Annotated in this window: 19 protein-coding genes; 8 read left to right on the top strand and 11 right to left on the bottom strand. The window is 41.1% G+C overall.

Annotated features, from left to right (window positions below; genetic code table 11):
- Positions 1–8 precede the first annotated feature (8 nt).
- Together argS and WKT08_RS07425 are read left to right on the top strand one after the other, a co-directional pair.
- On the top strand, positions 9–1,697 hold the full coding sequence (argS, locus tag WKT08_RS07430; protein WP_340281144.1) for an arginine--tRNA ligase: 1,689 nt from the start codon (positions 9–11) through the stop codon (positions 1,695–1,697).
- A gap of 153 nt (positions 1,698–1,850) precedes the next feature.
- A complete protein-coding gene (locus WKT08_RS07425; RefSeq protein WP_023919916.1) occupies positions 1,851–2,096 on the top strand; it encodes a hypothetical protein in 246 nt (81 codons plus the stop codon).
- A gap of 194 nt (positions 2,097–2,290) precedes the next feature.
- Here the strand turns inward: WKT08_RS07425 and nrdI are convergent, their stop codons facing one another.
- The 6 genes from nrdI to malQ form a co-directional block, all read right to left on the bottom strand.
- Entirely contained in the window at positions 2,291–2,746 is a 456-nt protein-coding gene (nrdI, locus tag WKT08_RS07420; RefSeq protein ID WP_049474157.1) for a class Ib ribonucleoside-diphosphate reductase assembly flavoprotein NrdI, read from the bottom strand.
- A gap of 61 nt (positions 2,747–2,807) precedes the next feature.
- Positions 2,808–3,323, bottom strand: a complete 516-nt coding sequence (locus WKT08_RS07415) for an ABC transporter permease (RefSeq protein ID WP_049492674.1) — start codon at positions 3,321–3,323, stop codon at positions 2,808–2,810.
- A 426-nt stretch (positions 3,324–3,749) separates the two neighbouring features.
- On the bottom strand, positions 3,750–6,578 hold the full coding sequence (locus WKT08_RS07410; RefSeq protein ID WP_340281138.1) for a GbpC/Spa domain-containing protein: 2,829 nt from the start codon (positions 6,576–6,578) through the stop codon (positions 3,750–3,752).
- Positions 6,579–6,703: 125 nt separating this feature from the next.
- Positions 6,704–6,844, bottom strand: coding sequence for a hypothetical protein (locus WKT08_RS07405; RefSeq protein ID WP_254728668.1), 141 nt, complete (start codon positions 6,842–6,844; stop codon positions 6,704–6,706).
- 422 nt (positions 6,845–7,266) lie between these two features.
- Positions 7,267–9,525, bottom strand: a complete 2,259-nt coding sequence (glgP, locus tag WKT08_RS07400; RefSeq protein WP_049471794.1) for a glycogen/starch/alpha-glucan family phosphorylase — start codon at positions 9,523–9,525, stop codon at positions 7,267–7,269.
- Positions 9,526–9,569: 44 nt separating this feature from the next.
- Complete coding sequence (gene malQ / locus WKT08_RS07395; protein ID WP_049516109.1) at positions 9,570–11,099, bottom strand: 4-alpha-glucanotransferase; 1,530 nt, start codon at positions 11,097–11,099, stop codon at positions 9,570–9,572.
- Between the two features lie 449 nt (positions 11,100–11,548).
- Between malQ and WKT08_RS07390 the strand changes: the two genes are divergently transcribed.
- From WKT08_RS07390 to pulA, 6 genes are all read left to right on the top strand, one after another.
- Positions 11,549–12,805 (top strand): extracellular solute-binding protein, encoded by a 1,257-nt coding sequence (locus WKT08_RS07390; protein ID WP_049516106.1) that lies wholly within the window; start codon positions 11,549–11,551, stop codon positions 12,803–12,805.
- 127 nt (positions 12,806–12,932) lie between these two features.
- Positions 12,933–14,228: a carbohydrate ABC transporter permease gene (locus WKT08_RS07385; protein WP_214259698.1), complete on the top strand. Its 1,296-nt coding sequence runs from the start codon at positions 12,933–12,935 to the stop codon at positions 14,226–14,228.
- Between the two features lies 1 nt (position 14,229).
- Entirely contained in the window at positions 14,230–15,072 is an 843-nt protein-coding gene (locus tag WKT08_RS07380) for a sugar ABC transporter permease (protein ID WP_021154117.1), read from the top strand.
- A gap of 140 nt (positions 15,073–15,212) precedes the next feature.
- Positions 15,213–16,025, top strand: coding sequence for a DUF1189 family protein (locus WKT08_RS07375; RefSeq protein WP_045760038.1), 813 nt, complete (start codon positions 15,213–15,215; stop codon positions 16,023–16,025).
- An 11-nt stretch (positions 16,026–16,036) separates the two neighbouring features.
- Positions 16,037–17,020, top strand: a complete 984-nt coding sequence (locus tag WKT08_RS07370; protein WP_013904333.1) for a LacI family DNA-binding transcriptional regulator — start codon at positions 16,037–16,039, stop codon at positions 17,018–17,020.
- Positions 17,021–17,028: 8 nt separating this feature from the next.
- Entirely contained in the window at positions 17,029–19,104 is a 2,076-nt protein-coding gene (pulA, locus tag WKT08_RS07365; RefSeq protein ID WP_340281125.1) for a type I pullulanase, read from the top strand.
- Between the two features lie 29 nt (positions 19,105–19,133).
- Here the strand turns inward: pulA and WKT08_RS07360 are convergent, their stop codons facing one another.
- From WKT08_RS07360 to dltC, 5 genes are all read right to left on the bottom strand, one after another.
- On the bottom strand, positions 19,134–20,075 hold the full coding sequence (locus WKT08_RS07360) for a YitT family protein (protein ID WP_151191113.1): 942 nt from the start codon (positions 20,073–20,075) through the stop codon (positions 19,134–19,136).
- Positions 20,076–20,150: 75 nt separating this feature from the next.
- Entirely contained in the window at positions 20,151–21,905 is a 1,755-nt protein-coding gene (gene aspS / locus WKT08_RS07355; RefSeq protein ID WP_340281123.1) for an aspartate--tRNA ligase, read from the bottom strand.
- Between the two features lie 97 nt (positions 21,906–22,002).
- A complete protein-coding gene (locus WKT08_RS07350) occupies positions 22,003–22,227 on the bottom strand; it encodes a hypothetical protein (protein ID WP_021154124.1) in 225 nt (74 codons plus the stop codon).
- Positions 22,228–22,478: 251 nt separating this feature from the next.
- Entirely contained in the window at positions 22,479–23,747 is a 1,269-nt protein-coding gene (gene dltD / locus WKT08_RS07345) for a D-alanyl-lipoteichoic acid biosynthesis protein DltD (protein WP_049516102.1), read from the bottom strand.
- Positions 23,740–23,979, bottom strand: a complete 240-nt coding sequence (gene dltC / locus WKT08_RS07340) for a D-alanine--poly(phosphoribitol) ligase subunit DltC (RefSeq protein WP_003002265.1) — start codon at positions 23,977–23,979, stop codon at positions 23,740–23,742. Before dltC ends, dltD begins: the two co-directional genes overlap by 8 nt.
- Positions 23,980–23,991: the final 12 nt, after the last annotated feature.

Genomic DNA, 23,991 nt, shown 5'->3' with positions numbered 1-23,991 from the left:
GAGCTAATATGAACAATAAAGAACTCATTGCTAGTGAATTGGCCAAAGTGATTGACTCTCTTGACCAAGATGCTATTTTAAATTTGCTTGAACAACCAAAATCATCTGATCTTGGTGACATTGCTTTTCCAGCCTTCTCACTTGCAAAAGTGGAACGCAAGGCTCCTCAAGCAATCGCTGCAGACATTGCTGAAAAGATTGACCAAAGCGCCTTCGAAAAAGTCGTTGCAACTGGACCTTACGTGAACTTCTTCTTAGACAAATCTAAGATCTCTGATCAAGTAATCAAATCCGTCATCGAAGTAGGTGCAGACTACGGTCAACAAGACGAAGGTCATGGCCAAAACATTACCATCGACCTTTCAAGTCCAAATATCGCAAAACCATTCTCAGTTGGTCACTTGCGTTCAACCGTTATTGGGGATGCTCTTTCAAACATCTTCCGCAAAATGGGCTACAACACGATTAAAATCAACCACTTGGGTGACTGGGGTAAACAGTTCGGTCTCTTGATGGTGGCCTACAAAAAATGGGGTAGCAAGGAAGCTGTCGAAGCCAACCCAATCGATGAATTGCTAAAACTTTACGTTCGGATCAACGCTGAAATCGAAAACGATCCTGAGCTTGATGATGAAGGACGTCTCTGGTTCAAGAAACTGGAAGATGGGGATCCAGAAGCGACTGAGTTGTGGCAATGGTTCCGTGACGAAAGCTTGGTAGAATTCAACCGTATCTACAAACTCCTCGGTGTTGAATTTGACAGCTTAAACGGAGAAGCTTTCTACAATGACAAGATGGATGAAGCTGTCCAAATCCTTGAAGACAAAGGCTTGTTGAAAGAGTCTAAGGGTGCTAGCATCGTTGAGTTGGATGATGTCAACCTTCCACCAGCTATGATTAAGAAATCAGACGGTGCCACTCTTTACATCACGCGTGATATCGCAACCGCTATCTACCGTGCACGGACTTACAACTTTGTGAAAAACATCTATGCTGTAGGTCAAGAACAATCCAACCACTTCCGTCAGTTGAAAGCTGTTCTGAAGAAAATGGGATTTGACTGGAGCGACGATATGGTTCACGTTGACTTTGGTTTGGTGACAAAAAACCGCCAAAAATTGTCAACTCGTAAAGGAAATATCATCCTGCTCGAACCAACCCTTCAAGAAGCTATCTCTCGTGCCAAAGCGCAGATCGAAGAAAAGAATCCTGAATTGGAAAACAAGGAAGAAGTGGCACATGCAGTCGGTGTTGGTGCGGTTAAATTCTACGACTTGAAGACAGACCGTCGCAACGGTTATGACTTCGACCTCGAAGCCATGGTATCCTTCGAAGGAGAAACTGGACCTTACGTTCAATACGCTTACGCTCGTATCCAATCGATCCTTCGCAAAGCCAACTTCACACCATCTACAGATGCGACATACAGCTTGAGCGATCCTGAAAGCTGGGAAATCATCAAGCTGCTCCAAGACTTCTCTCGTGTTGTTAAACGTGCCGCTGAAAACTATGATCCATCCTTGATCGCAAAATATGCGATCAACTTGGCTCAAGCCTTCAACAAATACTATGCACACACTCGTATCTTGGATGAAAGCCCAGAACGCGAAAGCCGTCTTGCTCTTAGCTACTCAACAGCAGTAGTCTTAAAAGAAGCTCTTCGCTTACTTGGTGTCGATGCCCCTGAGAAAATGTAATTTCTTATCTAATGATTGATAAGTAGAACATCTCTTATGGGAGTGAGAGGAGAAACTAAATGCGATTCAATTTAGTTCTTTCTCACTCCTTTTCTCATGTCCAATGCCCTTCATTCTCTACATTTTCAGATCCTTTATATACAGGAGTAATCTATGAATCAAACCGTTTACATCTTAATCCTCATCAGTTTAGTGGTCCTCTTTTTATTTAACAAGTACGAAAGAGAAAAACTACAACGGCTCTTACAAGAGCAACTCTTGAAAGATCAAGCTTTCAAAGATAGCATCAAGGAAAAAATCCAAGAGACCGACAATATCAACGATGTCATCCATGCCATCAACAAAGACTATCGATTGGGACTCCTACTTGCTAAAGAAATCACAGAAAAATTAAAATAAAGCGTAAAAGAGAGAGTGGGACAGAAATCGGTAATTCGTTAGAATGCGATTTCGTCGTCCCACCTCCGCACAGTTGAGTAGGGCTGTAAAAGCTGATGAAATCAGCGTAGTAGAGCCCACTCAACCACTGCGTCTTGCTCGACAATCCAAAAACAATTAAGAGGCTAGGACTTTTGTCCCAGCCTCTCTTTATTTTAAAGATGGTACAACTCTTCTACAATGGCGGCTACTTTTTTAATATCTCCCAACATCCCCCGCATTTCAAAATCGGCTAACATAGGGAAACCAAAGCGTTGGCTGTATTGCTTAGCGGTTAAACAATATTGATTGTTAAAATTCCGATTGCCTGATCCAACCACTCCTAAGCACTTGCTGGCGTTGTCTCCGTAAGCAATAAAATCTGCGACATCTGTCGTCAAAATTTCCACATCGCCATTGTCAACACCATTTCCACCCTCCAAATAGGTTGGCAAAAAAGTAATAAAAGGATTGGTCATTTCAAAGAAGGGCTGGCCCTCTTTGACCAGGTCTTTCACATGCACTTTCTCGATTTCAAGTCCGGGATGGGCTTCCAGCAAATAGTCACTTAAGCGGCGGACAAAACTCTCTGTATTCCCACTCAGACTAATATAAACAAAGGATACTTTCATCTTTTTTCTCCAATCAAGAAGCTCTCTTATCCTCTAAGAGAGCTCCATTCAAACTTATCTATTATGCCGTAGCTTGAGCTTTTCTCAAACGCAAGGTTTTATACAAAACAATCCCAAGGAAGAGAAGAGATAAAGCAGTCAAGAGTAACAAAGCAATGGACGAAGATGCCAGATATCGTTGGCGAAGGGACGGGTTTGAAAAACTAGCTAATAGTGGACGCCCTGCAAAATAATTATAGCAAGAGAAGGATTGACTTAATAAAATCTGCCCCATGTAAGTATAATGGGCTGTTAACAGATCCTGCTTCATAAAGAGGAAATAGAAAGTTGCCAGTAAGGCAATCAGAATCAGGGAAACAAATAAAAAGGTTAGTGGAGACTGATTGAGTTGGGCTGATTTCTCATAATATGTCACGTAGTCAGCCTTGTCTTGAGCCGTTGTTAAACCAAGTTGTTTCGCAAAATCATCTGTCAGCTCAAAACTCTTTGAAGCTCCAAAGGTTGAGACAGCTGAAGTCAGGGTTCCAACCGTAGAGAAAAATAACAGGATGTAAAGATAGATAGGTTTCTTTTTCATACAAACTCCTTTTCATTTCTTACACCCTATTATATCGCGATACAGATAGAAAGGCAAGCGCCTCAAAACCGTGGAAGCACTTGCCTGATCACTGATACGTTCAAATGAAATTCATTTGGAAAAGTAATGTGTGCAAAAGATGAAAAGCCATCGCAACTGTATCATTGGAATGATTAGAGATATAACGGAGTCCTATAAACTTTCATTCGAACACCACCAGTATACCTCATTCTCTTCTTCTTGTGTCATCCATTTCTATTCTGCTTCATTTCGACACGATTTGGTCTATAAAAGCCATTTCCTCTCCTCATCCAAAAACTATTCTGTTCTATTTCTCAACTATTTGGTCATCACTCCATCAAAAAAGCCAGAAGAACTTGCCTTCTGACTTTCTTTATTTAGATGAATGAACGAAAGAAACAAGAATTAATCTTCTTTTTTCTTGCGTGCAAGACCCAATCCAAGCAATCCAGCCATCGCACCTGCAAGAACAGCTGCAGTTGAGCTTTCTGTACCTGTATTTGGAAGCGCAGGTGTTTGTGGTTGCGCAGGTTGTACAGGCTGTTCCGGAACTTCAGGAGTTGGTTCGGTTGGAACCTCTGGAGTTGGTGGAACGATTGGTGTAGGTGGAACAATTGGTGTTGGTGGGTTGTATGGAGTTGGTGGAGTTGGAGGAACTGGTGTTGGTGGGGTTGGAATATCTGTTTCCGTTACCACTTTATTCTTATGCCATTTCACTTCAGCTTCCGGTTTCACCGGTTTCGTATTTGGAACGACTTCAGGAGTCGGTGGGGTTGGAGCTTTTGGTGGAGTTGGAGCTTTTGGTTCCTCCACATCGACCGTAATCACAGTGTAGTTAGGTGCTGTTGGCGGAGTTGGTGATTTAGGTTCTTCTGGTTTCGTTGGCTCTGCAGGTAGATTTTCCACTGTAATCGTTGGTGGAGTTGGAGCCTTTGGTTCTGTTGGTTTTGTTGGCTCTTTCGGTTCTTCTCCTGGCTCTTTAGGAAGACCTACATTTGAGTTGATGGCAAACCAGTAAACCGTTGGTTGACCAGCCGCATTGGCACCATTAGCCGTAAAGACTAAGTGTCCATCTGACATCTTCAAGCCTGCTCCACCATAATAGAGGTATGGAGAAGATGGATTATCCCAACCTTCAAGAGTTGTTGAAGATTCACCGTTAAAGACAGAGCCATGTTCAATATATTGGTTATCTTTAGAGGAGGTTACTTCTTTAGTAGCAGCATTATAAGAAACACTTGAGTTTGGAATTGGAATAAATTTATTATTTCCAATATTTACAGACTCTTGGTGTTCCACGTTTTCAAATTTCTTCTTAGGTGTGAACGTAATTTGACCTGTAGTTGCATCTACTTTGTATGTTCCGATAACATCATCCTTACCTTCAAAGGTAAATTCTTCTGTACCAATAGAATGAACACTTCCTGAACCCGAAGCATTTACAGTTAACGCATCCGTTACTTCTTCCTTCTCAGGGGTCGTACCAGGAACCCATTTATCTGTCTCAACTTCTACATAACCATATTTCTGAGTCACAATTTTGAGAGGGTTGTCTGCTGAAATGGAAACAGTTGCAGTACCAAAGTCTGCTTTTCCTGTTTTAACCTTCACTTCATTGTTTTCAATGCTCATGGATGAACCATCTGCATATGGATCCCAAGTTCCACGAACAGTGTTGCCATCTTTATCTTTGGCTTCTACTGTAAGGGCACGAGGTTTATCTCCACTATCTACATAGGATGCACCTGTCCAGTGGTTGAGGGAGTTCAAAGCGACAATCGCATTGTGCTGTGTCAAATCAAACTTATTGCCATCACCATCATAGAATTCAACATCGACAGCAACTTTAACAGGTTTGTTTTTATCTGTTGAAGCTCCGACTGTCATAGTAACAGTTGGGTCCGCACTGACTGCTGCAATCCCTTTACTATCATTTGATGGAAGACTCAAAATCTCATAGCGATAAATCACGCGTTTGATTGGATGCATATCCGTATTTTCACGCATGCTAGACTGATTCAAGTTATCATAAGTAACGACAAATTTATCGCCTTCCTTCACTTGAATGTACTCAGTTTCATTATTGGCCCAAGGACTAGTCGCTACAATATCTGAAGCTTCCAATTTATTGGAATCATATTGGTGTACATTGCTTGTATTTAAACGAGCTTGAGCATCACGAGTAAGATAAGTGCTGATGCCGTCAATGGTGTGAGTTGCACCACCTTCACGTTGGAAGGTCAAATCTTGAACAGTTGAAACATTTTTAAGGTCAGCATACGCATTGTCTGTCATATATTTGTCGTATGCTTGTTTCGCGTCCGTATATTGTTTCTTGGCAATTTCGTATTCAGCTAATTTCTTTTGATAAGCAATATAATCATTTTCGTACTGTGCTTTTTCAACATTGTACTTTTTAAGATCAGCTTCGTATTGAGCCTTGGCAGCATCTTCTTCTGCCTTCTTCGCTACCAATTGATCATAAGCTGCTTTATCTTTATCGTATTGCGCTTTCTTAGTTTGGTATTCTTGTAAATCTTTATCGTATTGCGCTTTAGCTGTATTGTAAACAGCCATTTCTGCATCATACTTAGCTTTAGCTTCTGCATTGGCCTTATCTGCTGCTGCTTTTTCTGCTACTTTGGCATCATAAACTGCCTTTTTAGCATTGTACTCTTCTAAAGCTTTATCATAAGCTGCCTTTTGCTGATTGTACTCTGCTACTTTCTTTTGATAATCTGCTTCTGCTTCCGCATTTCTCTTTTCAATCAATGTGATTTCTTGAGATTTTGCTTCATACTCAGCTTTGGCCTTTTTGTAGTTTTCAACGACTGTATTGATTTCAGCTGTTTGAGCTTTGTTATCTGCTTCTGCTGCTGCGATAGATGGTTGGACTTTTTCAGCTTCTTCTGTAACTGTCACACCTTCTGTAGCTGCATCAGCTTTTGCTTTTTCAAGTTCTGGTGATTCTACATAAGTAGTCGTAACTGTTTTATTTCCTTCTGTAACAGTTGTAGATGTCAACTTAGAACTTGTTGCAACAGCTGCATCGCTTGTTGCTGTATCCGTAGTAGTTGCTTCAGTTGCAGGCGCTGTTGCCTCATCCGCTTTCACTTCTGCTCCATAGGTGTTGACAGTAGCTAATCCAGCGATAGCCAATGAAACAACACCGACAGATAACTTACGAATTGAAAATTTTTCTTGCTTCGAAACATGTTCACGATAGCTTTTCATTTTCAAAACTCTCCTTTTTATGTTTAAAAAAATCTCACTGTAGAGGCAAAAATATGCTACTTTCAGTTAAATCTATTGTATCACAATCAACCATTTTAAAATATTTGTTGATTTAATTTTTTATTTTACTTTAAAGATATAACAACTTGAAACGCCAAACTTTCAAGTTCTTCTTCATCTTTTGGTTGAAAATATATGTAAACAGGTTTGAAAAAACCTTTATTTTCAAAGGTTTTCAAGCCGCTTTCTCTTTTTGTAAATTTCACCGGAAGGCTTTTTTAGGGGAAGTATTTTTTTATACCAATAGATTAGATTTGAAGGTTGAAATGAAAAATTATGTAACATTTTCCCTTTTTAGGTCCGTAAAATTCAAAAAAACAACAAATTTTAAGGAATCAGCCATTGCTTGAAACCCCTTACCTAGACCTTAGTTAGAGCTATTTTTTGGGGGCGGTTATTCCCTTTTATTTCGAAAAACGGGCACATCGTTTTTTCTTTTTCGATGTCTCCTTCACTTTATTTCAGAAAGAAACATGAAAATCAAGGGCAAATTGAAAGAAAATCTCCTCCCACACTCATGCACCATCTGTAGCTACGCTCCTCCCAATCTCTAGTCCTTTCCAATTTCCTCCCCCAATTCTATAAAAAAAGACCAAGGTCCTAAGAACCTTGGTCTAATAACTAGTGATTAGTTTAAGTGCCAGATATCTTCGTTGTACTGAGCGATCGTACGGTCAGATGAGAAGAATCCTGCTTTCGCAATGTTAACGATGACTTGATCCAACCATGCATCACGGTCTTCGTAGTCAGCCAACATACGTTCTTTGGTGACAATGTAGTCTTCCAAGTCAAGAAGAGTCATGAACCAGTCTTTGTTGATCAATTCCTTGTGAAGACGAGTCAAGCGTTCCTTGTTACCAACTGCAAGAACGGCATCGCTGATAATGAAGTCTACCAATGGTTTGATAGCTTCACGTTCATAGAAGTCCGCTGATTTGTATGCTGATTTCTCATATAGATCGATTACAGTTTCTGAATCTTCACCGAAGATGTAGATGTTGTCACGTCCAACCAATTCAGCGATTTCCACGTTGGCTCCATCCATCGTACCAAGTGTCAATGCACCATTCAACATGAATTTCATGTTACCAGTACCTGAAGCTTCTTTCGAAGCAAGAGAGATTTGCTCAGAAATATCGCTAGCTGGGATCAAGTAGCTTGCAGCAGTTACGTTGTAGTTTTCAACCATCACCACTTGCAAGTGTGGAGCTACTGCTGGATCGTTTGCAATCACTTCAGACAAGCAAAGGATCAAGTGGATGATATCTTGTGCAATGGTGTAGGCAGGAGCTGCTTTACCACCAAAGAGAACAGTGATTGGGCGAGCAGGGATATTTCCAGCTTTGATGTCCAAGTATTTGTGGATCACATACAAAGCGTTCATTTGTTGACGTTTGTATTCGTGGAGACGTTTGATTTGGGTATCAAAGATAGAGTTAGGATTGATTTCCACACCTTGATGGTCTTTCAAGAAACGAGCCAATTTCCGTTTGTTGTGAGACTTGATGTTTTCCAATTTTGCTTTGACTGCATCTTTATCTTCATAAGAAAGAAGGTCTTCCAATTTAGATGCGTCATGGTGCCAGTCACGTCCGAGGATATCATCCAAGTAGTGTGACAAGGTTGGGTTGGCATGCATGAGCCAACGACGGAATGTGATACCGTTTGTTTTGTTGTTGAATTTTTCAGGGTAAATGTCGTAGAAGGCTTTCAACTCAGAATTCTTCAAGATTTCTGTGTGAAGTGCTGCTACCCCGTTTACGCTAAATCCATAGTGGATATCCATGTGCGCCATGTGTACGCGATCATTCTCATCGATGATTTGAACAGCTGGATCTTTGTATTCAGCGCGAACACGGCGGTCCAATTCTTCAATGATTGGAACCAAGTGAGGAACCACTTCTTGCAAGAATTCAAGTGGCCATTTTTCAAGGGCTTCTGCAAGGATTGTGTGGTTAGTGTAAGCCGTCATGCTACGAACGATAGAGATGGCTTCATCCATTCCAATACCACGTTCTGTCAAAAGACGGATCAATTCAGGGATGACCATTGATGGGTGAGTATCGTTGATTTGGACAACAGCATAGTCAGCAAGGTCATGCAAGTTGCTTCCTTTTTCGATGGCTTCGTCGATGATCAATTGTGCACCGTTTGATACCATGAAGTATTGTTGGAAGATACGGAGCAATTCCCCTTGACGGTTACTATCATCTGGGTACAAGAAGAGGGTCAAGTTGCGAGCGATATCTGTCTTGTCAAAGTTAATACCATCTTCAATAATAGATGAATCAACTGAATCCAAGTCGAACAAACGCAAACGGTTCTTGGTTTCAATCTTGTAACCAGGGACATCGATATCATAAAGGGTAGAAGTCAATGTGAAGTGTGCAAATGGCACTTGGTAGCTACGGCTTGAACGAACGAGCCAGCTTTGGTCAGTCAACCATGCATTTGGAATCGTTTCTTGTTGGTTGTTTTTAAGGACTTGTTGGAACAAACCAAAGTGGTAGTTCAAACCAACCCCATCCCCTGTCAAACCAAGGCTTGAGATAGAGTCGATAAAGCAGGCTGCCAAACGTCCCAAACCACCGTTACCAAGTGATGGTTCCAATTCCACTTCTTCGACTTCGATCAAGTCTTTACCAGCATCTGACAATTCTTTTTTAACATCGTCGTAAAGACCCAAGTTGATCAAGTTGTTAGACAAGAGTTTACCGATCAAGAACTCAGCTGAGATGTAGTAAACTTTTTTCTTACCAGTATTTAATTTCTTTTGAGCGCTTGCTTGCTTCGTGTAATTTAGCAAGGCAATGTACAATTCTTCATTTGAACATTCAGCAATTGTTTTTTGATGATGATCAATCACATATTTTTGTAATGATTCCATGTTGGGAGTCTCCTTTGTTTCAACAATTTTAATAGGGGGAAAGATTATTTTTTTGCTTTCTTAACTTCTTTTTTCAAGTCTTTGTTTTCACGACGATAGATCGTAGTGAAATCAAGCAATTCTTGCTCGACAGCTGGAGTCAATTGATCCGCTGTCATTCGCCATGACCAGTTACCACCGAGAGTAGATGGGAAGTTCATCCGAGCTGAGCCATCTAACTCAAGCAAGTCTTGCATCGTAGCAATCGCCATGAAGCTGACGGAAGCAAAGACGGTACGAAGCATCGCATGCGGTACAGATTCGTACTCTTTCCGGTTAGTATAACGAGCAAGGTACTCACGAGTTGGATCGTCGATTTCATTGCGGTACCATCCAAGAACTGTGTTGTTATCATGTGTTCCTGTATACATCACAGAATTGTTTGGTGCCAAGTGAGGGCTATCGATACTTTCATCGTCCGGATTGAAGGCAAATTGAAGAATCTTCATTCCTGGGAAGCCAGTGCTTTCACGAAGTTCGATGACTTCATCTGTCATAAAGCCAAGGTCCTCAGCGATGATGTTCAAATCACCGAGCTCTTCCTTCACAGCTGCAAAGAGTTTGTAGCCAGGACCTTTAACCCATTTACCTGGTGCTGCTGTATCTGATCCAGCAGGGATTTCCCAGTAAGACTCAAAACCACGGAAGTGGTCGATCCGCACGATGTCGTAGATCTTGAAGCTTTCACGCAAGCGTTCAATCCACCATTGGTAGCCATCTTTGTCCATTGCTTCCCAGTCATAGATTGGGTTCCCCCAAAGTTGACCAGTTGCTGAGAATTCATCTGGCGGGCATCCTGCGATGCAAGTCGCTTTCCCGTTTTTATCTGTTTTGAAGAGATGAGGGTTCGCCCACATGTCACTTGAATCTTCCGCTACATAGATTGGCATGTCTCCGACGATTTCAATGTGATGGTCATTGGCATAAGCTTTCAAGGCCAACCATTGTTGGAAGAAGAAGAATTGAGTCACACGATGGTAAGTCAATTGATCCGCCAATTCTTCACGGTATTGAGCCAAAGCTTTTGGTTCACGTGCACGAATAGCTGCATCTGGCCATTCTGTCCAGGCTTTTAAATCAAAGTGTTCTTTGATAGCCATGTATTCTGCAAATAGTTCCAACCAAGAAGCATTGGCTTCGCAAAAGGCTTGGAATTCTTTTTGATCACCTGATTTCAAGAAGTTCGCAACTGCTTTTTCAAGCAAGGGACGACGTTGTTCGAAAACCTTTGCATAATCCACTTGAGTAGGATCTTGACCAAAGTCCACTCCTTTAAGATCTGCTTCTGTCAACAAACCTCGTTCAATCAAAAGATCGAAATCAATAAAATGAGTGTTCCCAGCAAAAGCTGAGAAAGATTGGTATGGAGAATCTCCATAACTAGTTGTACCAAGCGGCAAGATTTGCCAGTAACGTTGCTTGGTCCGAACGAGGAAATCAACAAAATCATATGCTGATTGACCGAATGATCCGATCCCGTATTGTCCAGGAAGGGAAGAAATGTGCATCAAAACACCACTTTGACGTTTTTTCATGGGTTACCACCTTTTTTTATTTCTTTGAAGCCTGCGATTCGGTGCACGGTATGGGTATCGTTGCAGAGTCGTATCCAGCTCTCAAGCGGCTCTACTCTTTGTTAAAAATCGAACAGGCGCAACTCAGTTTACGCAATTTTTGCGAAAACGTTTGCGTACCATGTTATTATAAACTTTTTCCCTATTTTCTGCAAGGGATTTCTTAAAAACTTTTTTAACTTTTTTCAGAATGTCCTCACCCCCTTAGTGTATTCTTTCCTTTGGCTAATGTCAACAAATTTGATGCATTTTATAGAAGAAAGTTCGGAATTAAAATATTTTTAAAAAAATTGTTTAAAACTACTTGCAAACGTTTTCGCCTTGTGATATACTTAAGACGTTTTAGGAAAACGTTTGTCTAAAACGGTTTCTAATTATTATCTTTTTTTATTCTTTAGGAGGAATAAATCATGAAACGTACAATTTTACGTAGTGCTGCTGTACTTGGTACAGTTGGTTTTGCCGGCTTCTTACTTGCTGCTTGTAGCAATAGCTCATCAGGTTCTTCTGAGGCAAGTAAAGAAATCAACGTCTATGTAGACAAAGGCTACAAATCTTATGTTGAAGAAGCTGCAAAAGCTTTTGAAAAAGAAAATGGCGTAAAAGTTAACATCAAGACTGGTGATGCTCTTGGTGGATTGGATAACCTTTCTCTTGATAACCAATCTAAAAAAGCTCCAGACGTAATGATGGCTCCATACGACCGTGTAGGTGGTCTTGGTAGCGATGGTCAATTGGCTGAAGTGACATTAAACAAAGATAGCCATACAGATAAAACAACTGAAGCTCTTGTAACAAACGGTGGTAAAGTTTACGGTGCACCTGCTGTCATCGAAACATTGGTTCTCTACTATAACAAAGATCTTTTAAGCGAAGCTCCAAAAACATTTGGTGATCTTGACAATCTTGCAAAAGATAGCAAGTACGACTTCGCTAGCGAACCTGGTAAAACAACTGCCTTCTTAGCTGACTGGACAAACTTCTACTACACTTACGGTTTACTTTCAGGTAACGGCGGTTATGTGTTTGGTAAAGACGGTACAGATCCTAAAGATATTGGATTGAACAACCAAGGTTCTATCGATGGTATCGAATATGCAAAAACTTGGTATGCTAAATGGCCAAAAGGTTTGCAAGATACAAAAGGTGCTGCTAACTTCATCCAAACACAATTCCAAGAAGGTAAAACAGCTGCTATCATCGATGGTCCTTGGAAAGCTGCTTCATTGAAAGAAGCTAAAGTAAACTACGGTGTCGCAACGATTCCAACTCTTCCAAACGGAAAACAATACTCTGCCTTTGGTGGTGGTAAAGCTTGGGTTATCCCTGCAGGTGCGAAAAACCTTGATGGCGCTCAAAAATTCATTGACTTCTTGACAAGTACTGATCAACAAAAAGCTTTGTTTGACAAGACCAATGAAGTTCCTGCCAACACAGAAGCTCGTAAATATGCGGTTAGCAAAAACGATGAATTGACAACTGCCGTTGTTGATCAATTCAAGAATGCTCAACCAATGCCAAATATCTCAGAAATGAGTGCTGTTTGGGATCCAGCTGCTACTATGCTTTTCGATGCTGTAAGTGGTAAAAAATCTGCAAAAGCATCTGCTGACGATGCAGTGAAATTGATTAAAGAAACCATCGAACAAAAATTCGGTAGCAAATAAGACAGTTTTTAGGTGTGAGTAAGAGGTTGGAGACAAGGTCCCAACCTCTTATGTTCAATTTTCAAGCACAACTTACTGTCTGACTTGTCTTCTTGCTCTCTAGCAAGGACATTATAAGGAGATTTGAATGACTACAGAACAAAACCCTAAAAAGGCTATGTGGCTCTCTTTGATCCCGGGTCTTGGGCAAATTTATAATAAACAAAAAACCAAAGGCTATATTTTTCTTGCCGTAACTGTTCTCTTTCTCGCCTATTTCCTAGGAATTGGAGTTGGAGAATTATCGAAATTGGTTACACTTGGAACCGTCCGTGGACAAGATAATTCTCTCTTTATCTTGATTCGTGGCGCCTTCCACTTGATCATTACCATTGTTTACTTCCTATTTTATGCCTTAAATATTAAGGATGCTGGAACCGTTGCAAAACGTATCAACAATGGCATCGCTGTTCCAAAAACTGGAAAAGAAATGGTTCAAGCCATCTATGAAAATGGCTTCCCATATTTATTGATCATTCCTTCATACATTGCTATGACATTTGCGATTATCTTCCCAGTTTTAGTAACTTTGATGATCGCCTTTACCAACTACGACTTCAAACATACCGCTCCAACAACCTTGCTTGATTGGATCGGGTTCCAAAACTTCACTAATATGTGGACCTTGAGTACCTTCCGCTCAGCCTTTACATCGGTTCTTGGCTGGACCTTGATTTGGGCCCTCGCAGCTTCTACTCTTCAAATCGTACTCGGTATCTTGACCGCTATTGTTGCAAACCAACCATTCGTAAAAGGAAAACGAATCTTTGGGGTTATCTTCTTGCTTCCTTGGGCTGTTCCAGCCTTCATCACTATCCTAACTTTCTCAAATATGTTTAACGATAGTGTCGGTGCTATCAATGCACAAGTTATCCCATTGTTTGCGAAGATCTTCCCATTCTTAGATGGCGTTTTGATTCCTTGGAAAACAGATCCTACCTGGACAAAAATTGCTTTGATTATGATGCAAGGTTGGCTCGGCTTCCCTTACATCTACGTCTTGACTTTAGGGATTCTTCAATCTATTCCAAACGATCTTTACGAAGCTGCTTATATTGATGGTGCCAACGGTTGGCAAAAATTCCGCAGCATCACTTTCCCAATGATTATGGCTGTTGCAGCTCCAACTTTGATCAGTCAATATACCTTCAACTTTAATAACTTCTCCATCATTTACTTGTTTAACGATGGGGGACCTGGTTCTGTCGGAGGAAACGCCGGATCTACAGATATCTTGATCTCATGGATCTACAAGTTGACAACCAATTCTTCTCCTCAATATTCAATGGCTGCAGCGGTAACCTTGATTATCTCTGTGATTGTGATCTCAATCTCTATGGTTGCCTTCAAGAAACTACATGCATTTGATATGGAGGATGTATAAAATGAAAAATTCAGTTCAATTTAAACGCCGCCTCAATCATTTCTTGACTTACCTGTACATGGTGGTTCTTTCAATCGTTATCATTTATCCATTGTTGATTACGGTTCTATCAGCCTTCAAATCAGGGAATGTCAGTGCCTTTACACTTGATTTTAGTGGCAATCTTAGTTTTGATAACTTCTCAAAACTTTTCTCTGAAACCCATTATGGCACTTGGTATATGAACACCTTGGTTATCGCCATTATCACCATGATTGTACAAACAAGTATCGTTACCTTCGCAGGTTACGCATACAGCCGTTACAATTTCTTGGCGCGTAAACAAAGTTTGGTCTTCTTCTTGATTATTCAAATGGTCCCAACCATGGCAGCCCTCACAGCCTTCTTCGTTATGGCTTTGATGCTGAATGCCTTGAACCAACCTTGGTTCTTGATCTTCCTTTATGTTGGTGGTGGTATTCCAATGAATGCCTGGTTGATGAAGGGATACTTTGATACTGTTCCAATTTCCCTCGATGAATCTGCGAAATTGGATGGAGCTGGACACTTCCGTCGCTTCTGGCAAATCGTCCTTCCTCTTGTTCGTCCAATGATTGCCGTTCAAGCACTTTGGGCTTTCATGGGGCCTTTCGGAGACTATATCTTGTCTAAATTCTTGCTTCGTGACGAAGTGAACTATACGGTAGCCGTTGGTCTTCAAACCTTTATCAGTGACCAAAAAAATCAAAAAATCGCCTTCTTTGCAGCCGGTGCTATTTTGATCGCGGTTCCAATCTGTATCTTATTCTTCTTCCTACAAAAGAACTTTGTTTCAGGCTTGACAGCTGGTGGAGATAAAGGATAAAATAGAATCTTATTTCAAGCACATTTTATTTTTAAGTTAAGGGTAGTATGGTGGATGCTTTACTACCCTTCGTTAAGAATAAAATCAATGCAAAGAGATTTCTCTTTGCATTTCTGATATATGTTTAGAAAGGTCATCTTATGCCCTATCCTTTTAATTATTTCGCAAGTATCTTCAATTTCCGCTCTTCTTTTGCAAACCGCAAAAAACTGAGCTGGTTCCAAATGATTTTTACTTCTTTCTTTCTAATCTCTATCACACTATTACCTGTGGCTCTGCAAAATGCTCAACTCAAAACCTATCCTTTGACAACCTTTGTCAGCGATGTGTTTGATCCTTTATCAACAGACGTTATGAAAGATATCCAAGAACACGTCGTGATCAAAGACCAAGAGCTCACCTATACAGGGACTAACCCTGTACACAAGACTTCAAAAGGACAGGTTATCTTAGGCCAAGAGGCAAAGGCTAGTGAAGGCAAGGAGTTAACACTCCATTTTGATCGCAAACAATTGATTATCTCAAAAGAGAATAAAGAACTCGCTACAGTCTCATACCAGGCTATTAATCAAGAGAGCCTTCGGGATAAAAAAAGCTTCACTCAAGCTATCTCTAGCGATTGGTTTCGCGACAATCGACTCCCTGTCAGTCTCTTTCTCGTGATTTTCTCTGGCTTCTTATCGACAGTCAATTATTTGATTCTCATCCTAGGGGCATCTTTCTTCCTCTACTTGACACGAAAATCTCGACTCTTTTCACTACAAACTTTCAAGGAATGTTTCAATTGTATTCTGAATTGCTTGGGACTCCCTATTTTACTGAGTGTCTTCATCAGTTTACTATTCCATCAAGTATTTACTACGACGATCATGATCCAAAATGTCTTATTTGTACTCTATCTTGCTATGGTATTTTATAAGACCCACTTCCGTGATCCAGACTATCACCGCTAGGAGGTTTTCTCATGCGTGTTACCATCAAAGATGTGGCGAAACTCGCTGGCGTCGCGCCTTCAACTGTCACGCGCGTCATCCAAAACAAATCCACGATTAGTGATGAAACAAAAAAACGTGTCCGTGAGGCCATGGTCGAATTGGACTACCATCCCAATCTTAATGCTCGCAGCCTTGTCAGCCAATCTAGTCAAGTCATTGCTTTGGTCCTACCAATCGACAGTGACGTCTTCTACCAGAATCCTTTCTTCCCAACTGTTTTAAGAGGGATTACCCAGATCGCGTCAGACAATGATTATGCCATCCAAATCTGTACGGGGCAAAATGAAGAACGGCGGCTCGACAACCTCAAACAACTCATCTACGGAAATCGTGTAGATGGTTTGATTTTCCTTTATTCCAACCCGAATGATCCCCTCGTTGAATTTGCGATCAAAGACAAGTTCCCCTTCCTCATTCTCGGAAAGGCAGCTTCACCTTTTGTATCGCTAGTGGATAATGATAATATCAAGGCTGCATTTGATGCGACGGATTATTTCATTCAACAAAACTACCGAAAAATTGCTTTTATCGGGGGAAACAAAGAACTGTTCGTATCTCAAGACCGCTACGAAGGTTATAAAGAAGCCCTCCAAAAAGCAGGGATTCCTCTCGATGAAAAACTGGTTCATTTCTCATTTGGTTTTATGTTGGAAGACAATTCTTATCAAATGATGGAGAGCCTTCCCCTAGCAGAGTTAGATGCCATCATGACAACCGATATTCTCGTTGCTGAAGGGGTGCGCCAATACCTATTAGAACACCAGCTGACAATCCCGATTATTTCCTTTGATTCGATTAAGCCACGACTCGATATTGAAGCCTATATTGACATCAATGCAGTGGAACTCGGACGTGAGTCTGTTCGGACAATTCTACAAATTATCAAGGATCACAAAGAAGGAAAAACCGTTTGCTACCGTCAATTGATTGACCATACCATTACGAAACTCTAGGAGTCTTTATGTCTACATTTACTGCTTATTTAGATGACCAAGACCTCATTCGTATCCAAAAGGGAGAGGAGCATATCCTTCCTTTTTATTTGAAAACGAACCAAGGTCATCTTGCCTTAATCCCTGTCAAAACGTCAAGTGCAGCGACTGACACAGGAGACTATTTCTTAAGCCCTATTCCACTTGAACTCGGAGAAGAGTACACCATCTACGATGCTACTGGAAATTCTTCTATACTCCACTATCGAAACATCGTTCGCAAACCCATTTTCGATCAAACCTTCACCTATAGTGGAGAGGATCTAGGAAGTTTTTACACACCAAATCAGACGCAATTTAAATTCTGGGCACCGATTTCGCAAGATGTGAGTCTCCATATCGAAGATCAGATCTATCCGATGACACGTACAGAAAACGGTGTCTGGAAACTCTTGCTCAAAGGGGATTGGGAAGGAGCTGCCTACCACTATGAATTTCGTGTCAATGGCCTAGAACGTCGGATTCACGATCCCTATGCTCTATCCTCTTTGGCCAACTCTGGAGACAGCTTGGTCATCGACCGGAAGAAGATTACACGTCCTATCACACGTGCTGCTCGTCAATTAGACCCAACAGAAGCAATCATCTACGAGATGAGCGTTCGGGACTTCTCTGTCCAAAAAGAGGCCGGCTTTAAACACCCTGGTAAGTTTAAAGGGTTGACAGAATCGCCTCAACTCAATGGTCAGATCCTTGGATTTGATTACCTTCAAAAACTTGGCATTACCCATGTACAGTTACTTCCTGTCTATGATTTCGGTAGTGTTGATGAAGAGAATCAATGGAAAGCCTACAACTGGGGTTATGATCCTGTCCAATACAATGTTCCAGAAGGTAGTTATGCCAGTGACCCCAACGATCCTTATGCACGGATTTGGGAACTCCAAGATGCTATTGCAACCTATCACCAATCTAATCTTAGTGTTATCATGGATGTGGTCTACAATCACGTCTACCAGGCCGATGAGTATGCATTTGAACAAATCGTACCCGGTTATTTCTACCGCTATAATGCAGAAGGAGAGCGGACCAATGGAACCTTCTGTGGAAATGACGTAGCAAGTGAACGCTCCATGGTGAGACACTATATCAAGCAATCCCTCAAACAATGGGTTTCCCTCTACGGCTTTGATGGTTTCCGCTTTGACTTGATGGGAATCCTAGACATTCAAACCATGACAGAGATTGCAGAAGAACTCCGTGAAATCTATCCTAACATCTATCTCTATGGGGAAGGGTGGAAGATGGATACAGGCCTCTCTGAAGATCAGCTCGCTCACCAGTATAACGCGAAACGATTACCAGCCTTTGGCTTTTTCAGTGATAACTTCCGGGATACGATCAAGAGAACACTCCTAGCCGGTCACCGTCGTGAGAGTCAACATCCCGCAAATGATTTTGCTAATATCCTGACTGCAAATGTCGGAAAGCTAGGGCCTACTCATTTCACCCAACCTCAACAAGCCATTCAGTACGTCGAATGCCACGACAATGCAACTGTTTTTGATTATTTCCAATTTGAAAAGGAAGAGATTCGTCTAGAAGATCGAAAAGCTCTCTCACGATTAGCTCTTCATTTAGTGTTACTAGCTCAAGGAGTGCCGTTTATCCATGCTGGTCAAGAATTTTATCGCACAAAAGGGCTCGAAGACAACACCTATAACTTGCCAGATAGTCTCAACCAATTGGACTGGACATCCCTTCCAAAATGCCAAGAAGAAATTGCTTTTCTTGAAGAATTGATTGCTTATCGGAAATCACAGCCACTCCTTCGTTTGAAAAAAGGGCAAGAGATTCGCGACTACTGTGATGTCAAATGGTTGTCTGATCATCATTTAATCTACACGATTGAGAAAGATCGTGAAAAAATAACGATTCTTGTCAATATCGGTGATCAAGAACAGACCTATCAACATCCGAGCGATAGTCAGCTGTTATTTGCCTATCCTCATGCCAACCTCCAAGCGCCTATTCCTAAAGGAAAGGAACTTTCTATTCCTGCCCATAGTTGGCTCCTTCTCCATGAAACTGAATCAACAAAATAAAGGTCACCACAATGTGGTGACCTTTATTTTTATTCTTCTGTTTCCACAAAGCGTCCAATGATATGAACGTTTTCTGAAATGGTGATAAAAGCCTGAGGATCAGCTTTTTTCATAATATATTTGAATTCATTAAACTCTGCACGCGTAATAACTGTCAACAGAACCGCTTTTTCCTGATGGTTATAGGTTCCTTCTGCATTGTGGATAATGGTTGCCCCACGATGCAATTTTTTATGAATCTTTTCAATAATGGCATCTGGCTGGCTCGTTACGATCATTGCCTGCATCCGTTTTTGCTTGGTAAAGACAGCATCCGTTACTCGACTCGATACGAAGATGGTAATCATAGAGTAAAGAGCATACTTCCAACCAAAGGTCAGACCAGCGATCAACATAATGGTCCCATTGACCAAAAAGGAGATACTGCCGACATTCTTTCCTGTCCGTTTTCGAATCGTCAAACTGACAATATCCGTTCCTCCACTGGAAATGTTGTTCCGAAGAGCAAAACCAATCCCTGTTCCCATGACAACCCCACCAAATAGGGCATTCATGATCGGATCGTTGGTCAACGTAATCACTGGCACGAACTGAATAAAGAGGGAACTCATCGAAACCGTAATAAAGGTAAAGATGGTAAATTTATGGCCAATTTGATACCAAGCCACAATCATCAAAGGGATATTGATGGCATAAAAGGTTAAGGAAACGGGAATCGTAAAGCCAATAAAGCGATGACTCAGAACAGATAAAATCTGAGCTAGACCTGTTGCACCGCTGGAGTATACATGTCCTGGTTGAAAGAAGAAGTTAACAGCAATTGCTGATAGAAAACCATACAGCAAGGAAGCTGACACTTTTTCATCGTATTTCTCACGGGAGATGCTCTTCAGCACGCGCAATAATTTAATGTTATAAGCTAGTCGCCGCACATGATAGCGAAATAGCTTATGAAAGCGAATTTTTTTCATTTTCAATCCATCGATTAGAAGAAAAGGAAAATCTTAGAGCAACTGATTCCTAGACTTTCCCTTTTCTCTCTTGTCCTATTCTTGCTCTGCTACTTCTACTTGAAGATTTAACTCATCCAACTGCTTTTCAGAAACGACAGAAGGAGCTTGTGTCATTGGATCTGTCGCCTTGTTATTCTTCGGAAAGGCAATGACTTCCCGAATATTATCTTCCCCTGCAAGAAGCATCACGAAGCGGTCCAACCCAATCGCCAATCCTCCATGTGGTGGGAAACCATAATCCATTGCTTCCAACAAGAAACCAAATTGTTCATTGGCAGCTTCTTTTGTAAATCCAAGTGCCTTAAACATCCGTTCTTGTAAGTCTTTATGATTAATCCGTAGGCTTCCTCCACCTAATTCATAGCCATTTAAGACGATATCATAGGCAATTGCTCGAACTTTTGAAAGATCACCTTCCAATTCATGTTCTGTTTCAGCTTGTGGGAGTGTAAATGGATGGTGAGCAGACATATAACGGCCTTCTTCTTCAGACCATTCAAACATTGGCCAATCCACTACCCAAAGGAAGTTGTATTGATTATTGTCAATCAAGTCAAGCTCTTTCGCAAGACGAACACGCAAAGCACCAAGCGTTGCATTGGCTACTTCAAGAGTATCTGCTACAAAGAGAACTAGATCTTTGTCTTCTAATTGTAAAGCAACTGTCAAGTCGCTTGTCAATTCTGTCAAGAACTTCGCAACAGGACCGTTCAAGGCTCCTTCAGCATATTTGACCCAAGCAAGACCTTTCGCACCGTATTGCTTCGCAACTTCTGTCAATTTATCGATGTCTTTACGAGAGTAATGATCCGCTGCACCTTTGACAACGATCGCCTTAACTGCTGGAGCTTCTGAAAAGACTTTGAAGTCTACACCCTTGACAAGCTCTGTCAAGTCTTGAAGCAACATTTCAAAACGTGTATCTGGTTTATCTGAACCATACAAGGCCATGGCATCATCATAATTCATCCGTGGGAATGGGAGTGTTACCTCAATTCCCTTGGTTTCTTTCATGACACGTGCAATCAAGCCTTCTGTGATATCTTGGATTTCTTGATCACTCAAGAAAGAGGTTTCCAAGTCGACCTGTGTAAATTCAGGTTGACGGTCTCCCCGTAAATCTTCATCTCGGAAACACTTCACGATTTGATAATAGCGGTCAAATCCAGCATTCATCAACAATTGTTTTGTAATCTGAGGACTTTGTGGAAGGGCATAGAAATGGCCTTTGTTGACACGGGAAGGAACCAAGTAGTCACGTGCTCCTTCTGGAGTTGACTTAGAAAGGAACGGTGTTTCCACATCAATAAACTCTAATTCATCTAAATAATTTCGGATTGAATGAGTTACTTTTGCACGGAGTTTGAGGTTTTCCAACATCTCAGGACGACGAAGGTCTAAGTAGCGGTAACGAAGACGAGTATCATCATTGGCTTCAATTCCGTCCTTGATTTCAAATGGCGTTGTTTTGGCAGTATTAAGAACCGTAATAGCCTCTACCTTGAGTTCTACTGCTCCAGTTGGCAAGTTCGGATTCGCTTGTTCACGAGCTTCCACAAGACCTGTCACTTCTACAACATATTCACTGCGAATGCTTTCAGCTGTGGCCATCACTTCTGCACTAACTGTTTCTGGATTGATCACCAATTGCATGATTCCTTCGCGGTCGCGTAAATCAATAAAGATCAAACCACCCAAGTCACGACGACGGCTAACCCATCCTTTCAAGGTAATACGAGTTCCAATGTGTTCTTCACGAACACGTCCAGCATACATTGAACGTTTCATTTCTAATTAATCTCCAAACTAATATTCTTCCTTCTATTTTACCATAAAGACCAGCAGAAAGTGGCCTTTAGCTCAACTTTTTCAGTCACCAACTTCTTTAATTATCGTGGCTCTCTTCTTTCTTTTTGGGATCATCGTAGAGAGTGGGTGCTAGCACCTTCATTAAAGTCGCCGTCCCAAATCGCAAGACAGCTGCTGCTAGTCCAAAAATAGGGGATAGGTAGCGGAAAAAGAAATCTCCCCTAAGCACATAGGTCATGCCACCCACAATAAAAAAGATCACAATTCCCTGAACGATTGCGTAAAACCAAATTTTTTTCACACTATTCTCCTTTTCACAAACCAGCTGACTTATCCACTGTTTTTTATCACTTATCCACAAAAATGTGGATAACTTTCACTTTTTGCCCCCTCAAAAGAGGAAGCGTCAGAAGCATCAGGACTTGCTTTCATCCATTTACAAGCAAGTTTCCCACAGCCTGTGGATAACTCTCTTGCTTATTTGTGACTTTCTCGTCACTTTCCTCACAAATCAAGGAGCCAGGATTTGATCCTGCCCCCTTTGATCAAGCATTATTTAAATTCGTCTGGTGTCCCTTTATATTGGGCCCAGTCTTTGCTGAAGAAGCGATCATTTAGATGGTAAGTTGGTGCTTTTTCAGCCTTTGTGACAAAGGGATTGACCGCTTTATCAAAGGCTAGCCAACCATTCCATCCCATATGAATCGTATCTTCCATAAAGTAAGGCTGATCACCATCTTTAGAAAAGTCTGCAATATTGGTGAATCCTTGACTTTCCAATTGGTAACGAATCTTTTGAACAGCCTGTTCATACTTTTCTTGGCTCAAGCCTGTGTATTTCATCCATTTGGCATTAACTGGAGGAATGACAAAGATAACATTGGTCCGAGATTTAGCAAACTGGTCTAGAACCAACTGCAAGTCATTGTACTCAGGAGATTGAACATAGGATTCGTTTTTTTGGAAACCTTTTAGTTTCTTCAACTTCATTTTTAAACGAGTATTGTAAAAATGATTGCTGATTCCAAGGTCGTTGTTATTGGTTTTGACTTTTGCTTCAGCCGTTGCAATTTCTTCCAATTTCTCATATGAGAATTGATCTGGTAAATCTTGTAGACGTTTTTTGACCTTCTTATCGTAATTCCCGTTTGTACGCGTTGCAAGATTACTAAACAAAGCATCTTCGCGCTGGACAAGGTGGGAAACAAACTGGTTCAAAGACTGATCAAATCTGGAAATTTTCTTTCCTTGAGAAATTTTTGTTACAACACTTTGAAAGGCGACATTTGGATACTGTTGTAACAGACGCTTTGCAGCATACTGGGATGCAGCATCCTGTTGGTGATTGGCAATAAAGCTATTCAACTGATCGCTATTAAAGAATTGTTGAAAGGCAGAGGAATCGTATCCCTTTTTGGTAAACCATTGCGGAGAAACTACATAAACAGCTGTATTGTCCTTGAGTTCTGGCAAAATCTGTTGCATCCCAAAATACTGGTTCAAAGAAGCCGCACCACGTTCTCCTAAAAAGTAGGGTCTATAATTGCGGTCATATTTTTCAGCCAAAACTGCTGGATGCACCACATCAAAGCGCAACCATTCACTGGAGCCGAAATAAGGGACAAAGCGATGCTGTGGATCAGAAAGCGCTTCTTGCTTCTTTGTACGGCTCTTGAATCCTTCTGCATTCAGACTAACCGCAGCTTTTTTCTCTTCGGTATAGTTGTGCTTATGATTGATTGGATAAAAGAATAATAAAGCTGTTACCATGAGGAGCGCGCAAAATACGGGCCCTAAAATCAGCCACAAACGCTTAAGCATTCTGAAGCTCCGTTACACCTTCTACGATCTTGTTCGCAGTATTCCAATCATCACGTCCAAATTCAGATACAGGAACACGGATGCCAAAGCGATTTTCCAGTTCTACAATCAATTCGACTGTTCCCATACTATCAAGGACACCCGCATCAAAGAGATCCTCATCCATCATGTCTGAGACATCTTCCATAAACAATTCGTCAATAATTTCAATTACTTGTGATTTTACATCCATTTTTCTATTCTC

The organism is Streptococcus sp. HCA-5024 (assembly GCF_037890265.1).
Taxonomy (GTDB): Bacteria; Bacillota; Bacilli; order Lactobacillales; family Streptococcaceae; genus Streptococcus; species Streptococcus lingualis.
Note: the sequence above shows the minus strand (reverse complement) of the source record. Positions and strands in the feature narration are given on the sequence as shown.

Excerpts from the sequence above, each read along its gene's own strand:
- WKT08_RS07415 (WP_049492674.1), bottom strand. The coding sequence starts at position 3,323 with ATGAAAAAGAAACCTATCTATCTTTACATCCTGTTATTTTTCTCTACG.
- WKT08_RS07385 (WP_214259698.1), top strand. The coding sequence starts at position 12,933 with ATGACTACAGAACAAAACCCTAAAAAGGCTATGTGGCTCTCTTTGATC.
- dltD (WP_049516102.1), bottom strand. The coding sequence starts at position 23,747 with ATGCTTAAGCGTTTGTGGCTGATTTTAGGGCCCGTATTTTGCGCGCTC.
- WKT08_RS07375 (WP_045760038.1), top strand. The coding sequence starts at position 15,213 with ATGCCCTATCCTTTTAATTATTTCGCAAGTATCTTCAATTTCCGCTCT.
- WKT08_RS07370 (WP_013904333.1), top strand. The coding sequence starts at position 16,037 with ATGCGTGTTACCATCAAAGATGTGGCGAAACTCGCTGGCGTCGCGCCT.
- WKT08_RS07360 (WP_151191113.1), bottom strand. The coding sequence starts at position 20,075 with ATGAAAAAAATTCGCTTTCATAAGCTATTTCGCTATCATGTGCGGCGA.
- pulA (WP_340281125.1), top strand. The coding sequence starts at position 17,029 with ATGTCTACATTTACTGCTTATTTAGATGACCAAGACCTCATTCGTATC.
- WKT08_RS07410 (WP_340281138.1), bottom strand. The coding sequence starts at position 6,578 with ATGAAAAGCTATCGTGAACATGTTTCGAAGCAAGAAAAATTTTCAATT.
- nrdI (WP_049474157.1), bottom strand. The coding sequence starts at position 2,746 with ATGAAAGTATCCTTTGTTTATATTAGTCTGAGTGGGAATACAGAGAGT.
- WKT08_RS07380 (WP_021154117.1), top strand. The coding sequence starts at position 14,230 with ATGAAAAATTCAGTTCAATTTAAACGCCGCCTCAATCATTTCTTGACT.
- dltC (WP_003002265.1), bottom strand. The coding sequence starts at position 23,979 with ATGGATGTAAAATCACAAGTAATTGAAATTATTGACGAATTGTTTATG.
- WKT08_RS07425 (WP_023919916.1), top strand. The coding sequence starts at position 1,851 with ATGAATCAAACCGTTTACATCTTAATCCTCATCAGTTTAGTGGTCCTC.
- argS (WP_340281144.1), top strand. The coding sequence starts at position 9 with ATGAACAATAAAGAACTCATTGCTAGTGAATTGGCCAAAGTGATTGAC.
- glgP (WP_049471794.1), bottom strand. The coding sequence starts at position 9,525 with ATGGAATCATTACAAAAATATGTGATTGATCATCATCAAAAAACAATT.
- malQ (WP_049516109.1), bottom strand. The coding sequence starts at position 11,099 with ATGAAAAAACGTCAAAGTGGTGTTTTGATGCACATTTCTTCCCTTCCT.
- aspS (WP_340281123.1), bottom strand. The coding sequence starts at position 21,905 with ATGAAACGTTCAATGTATGCTGGACGTGTTCGTGAAGAACACATTGGA.
- WKT08_RS07390 (WP_049516106.1), top strand. The coding sequence starts at position 11,549 with ATGAAACGTACAATTTTACGTAGTGCTGCTGTACTTGGTACAGTTGGT.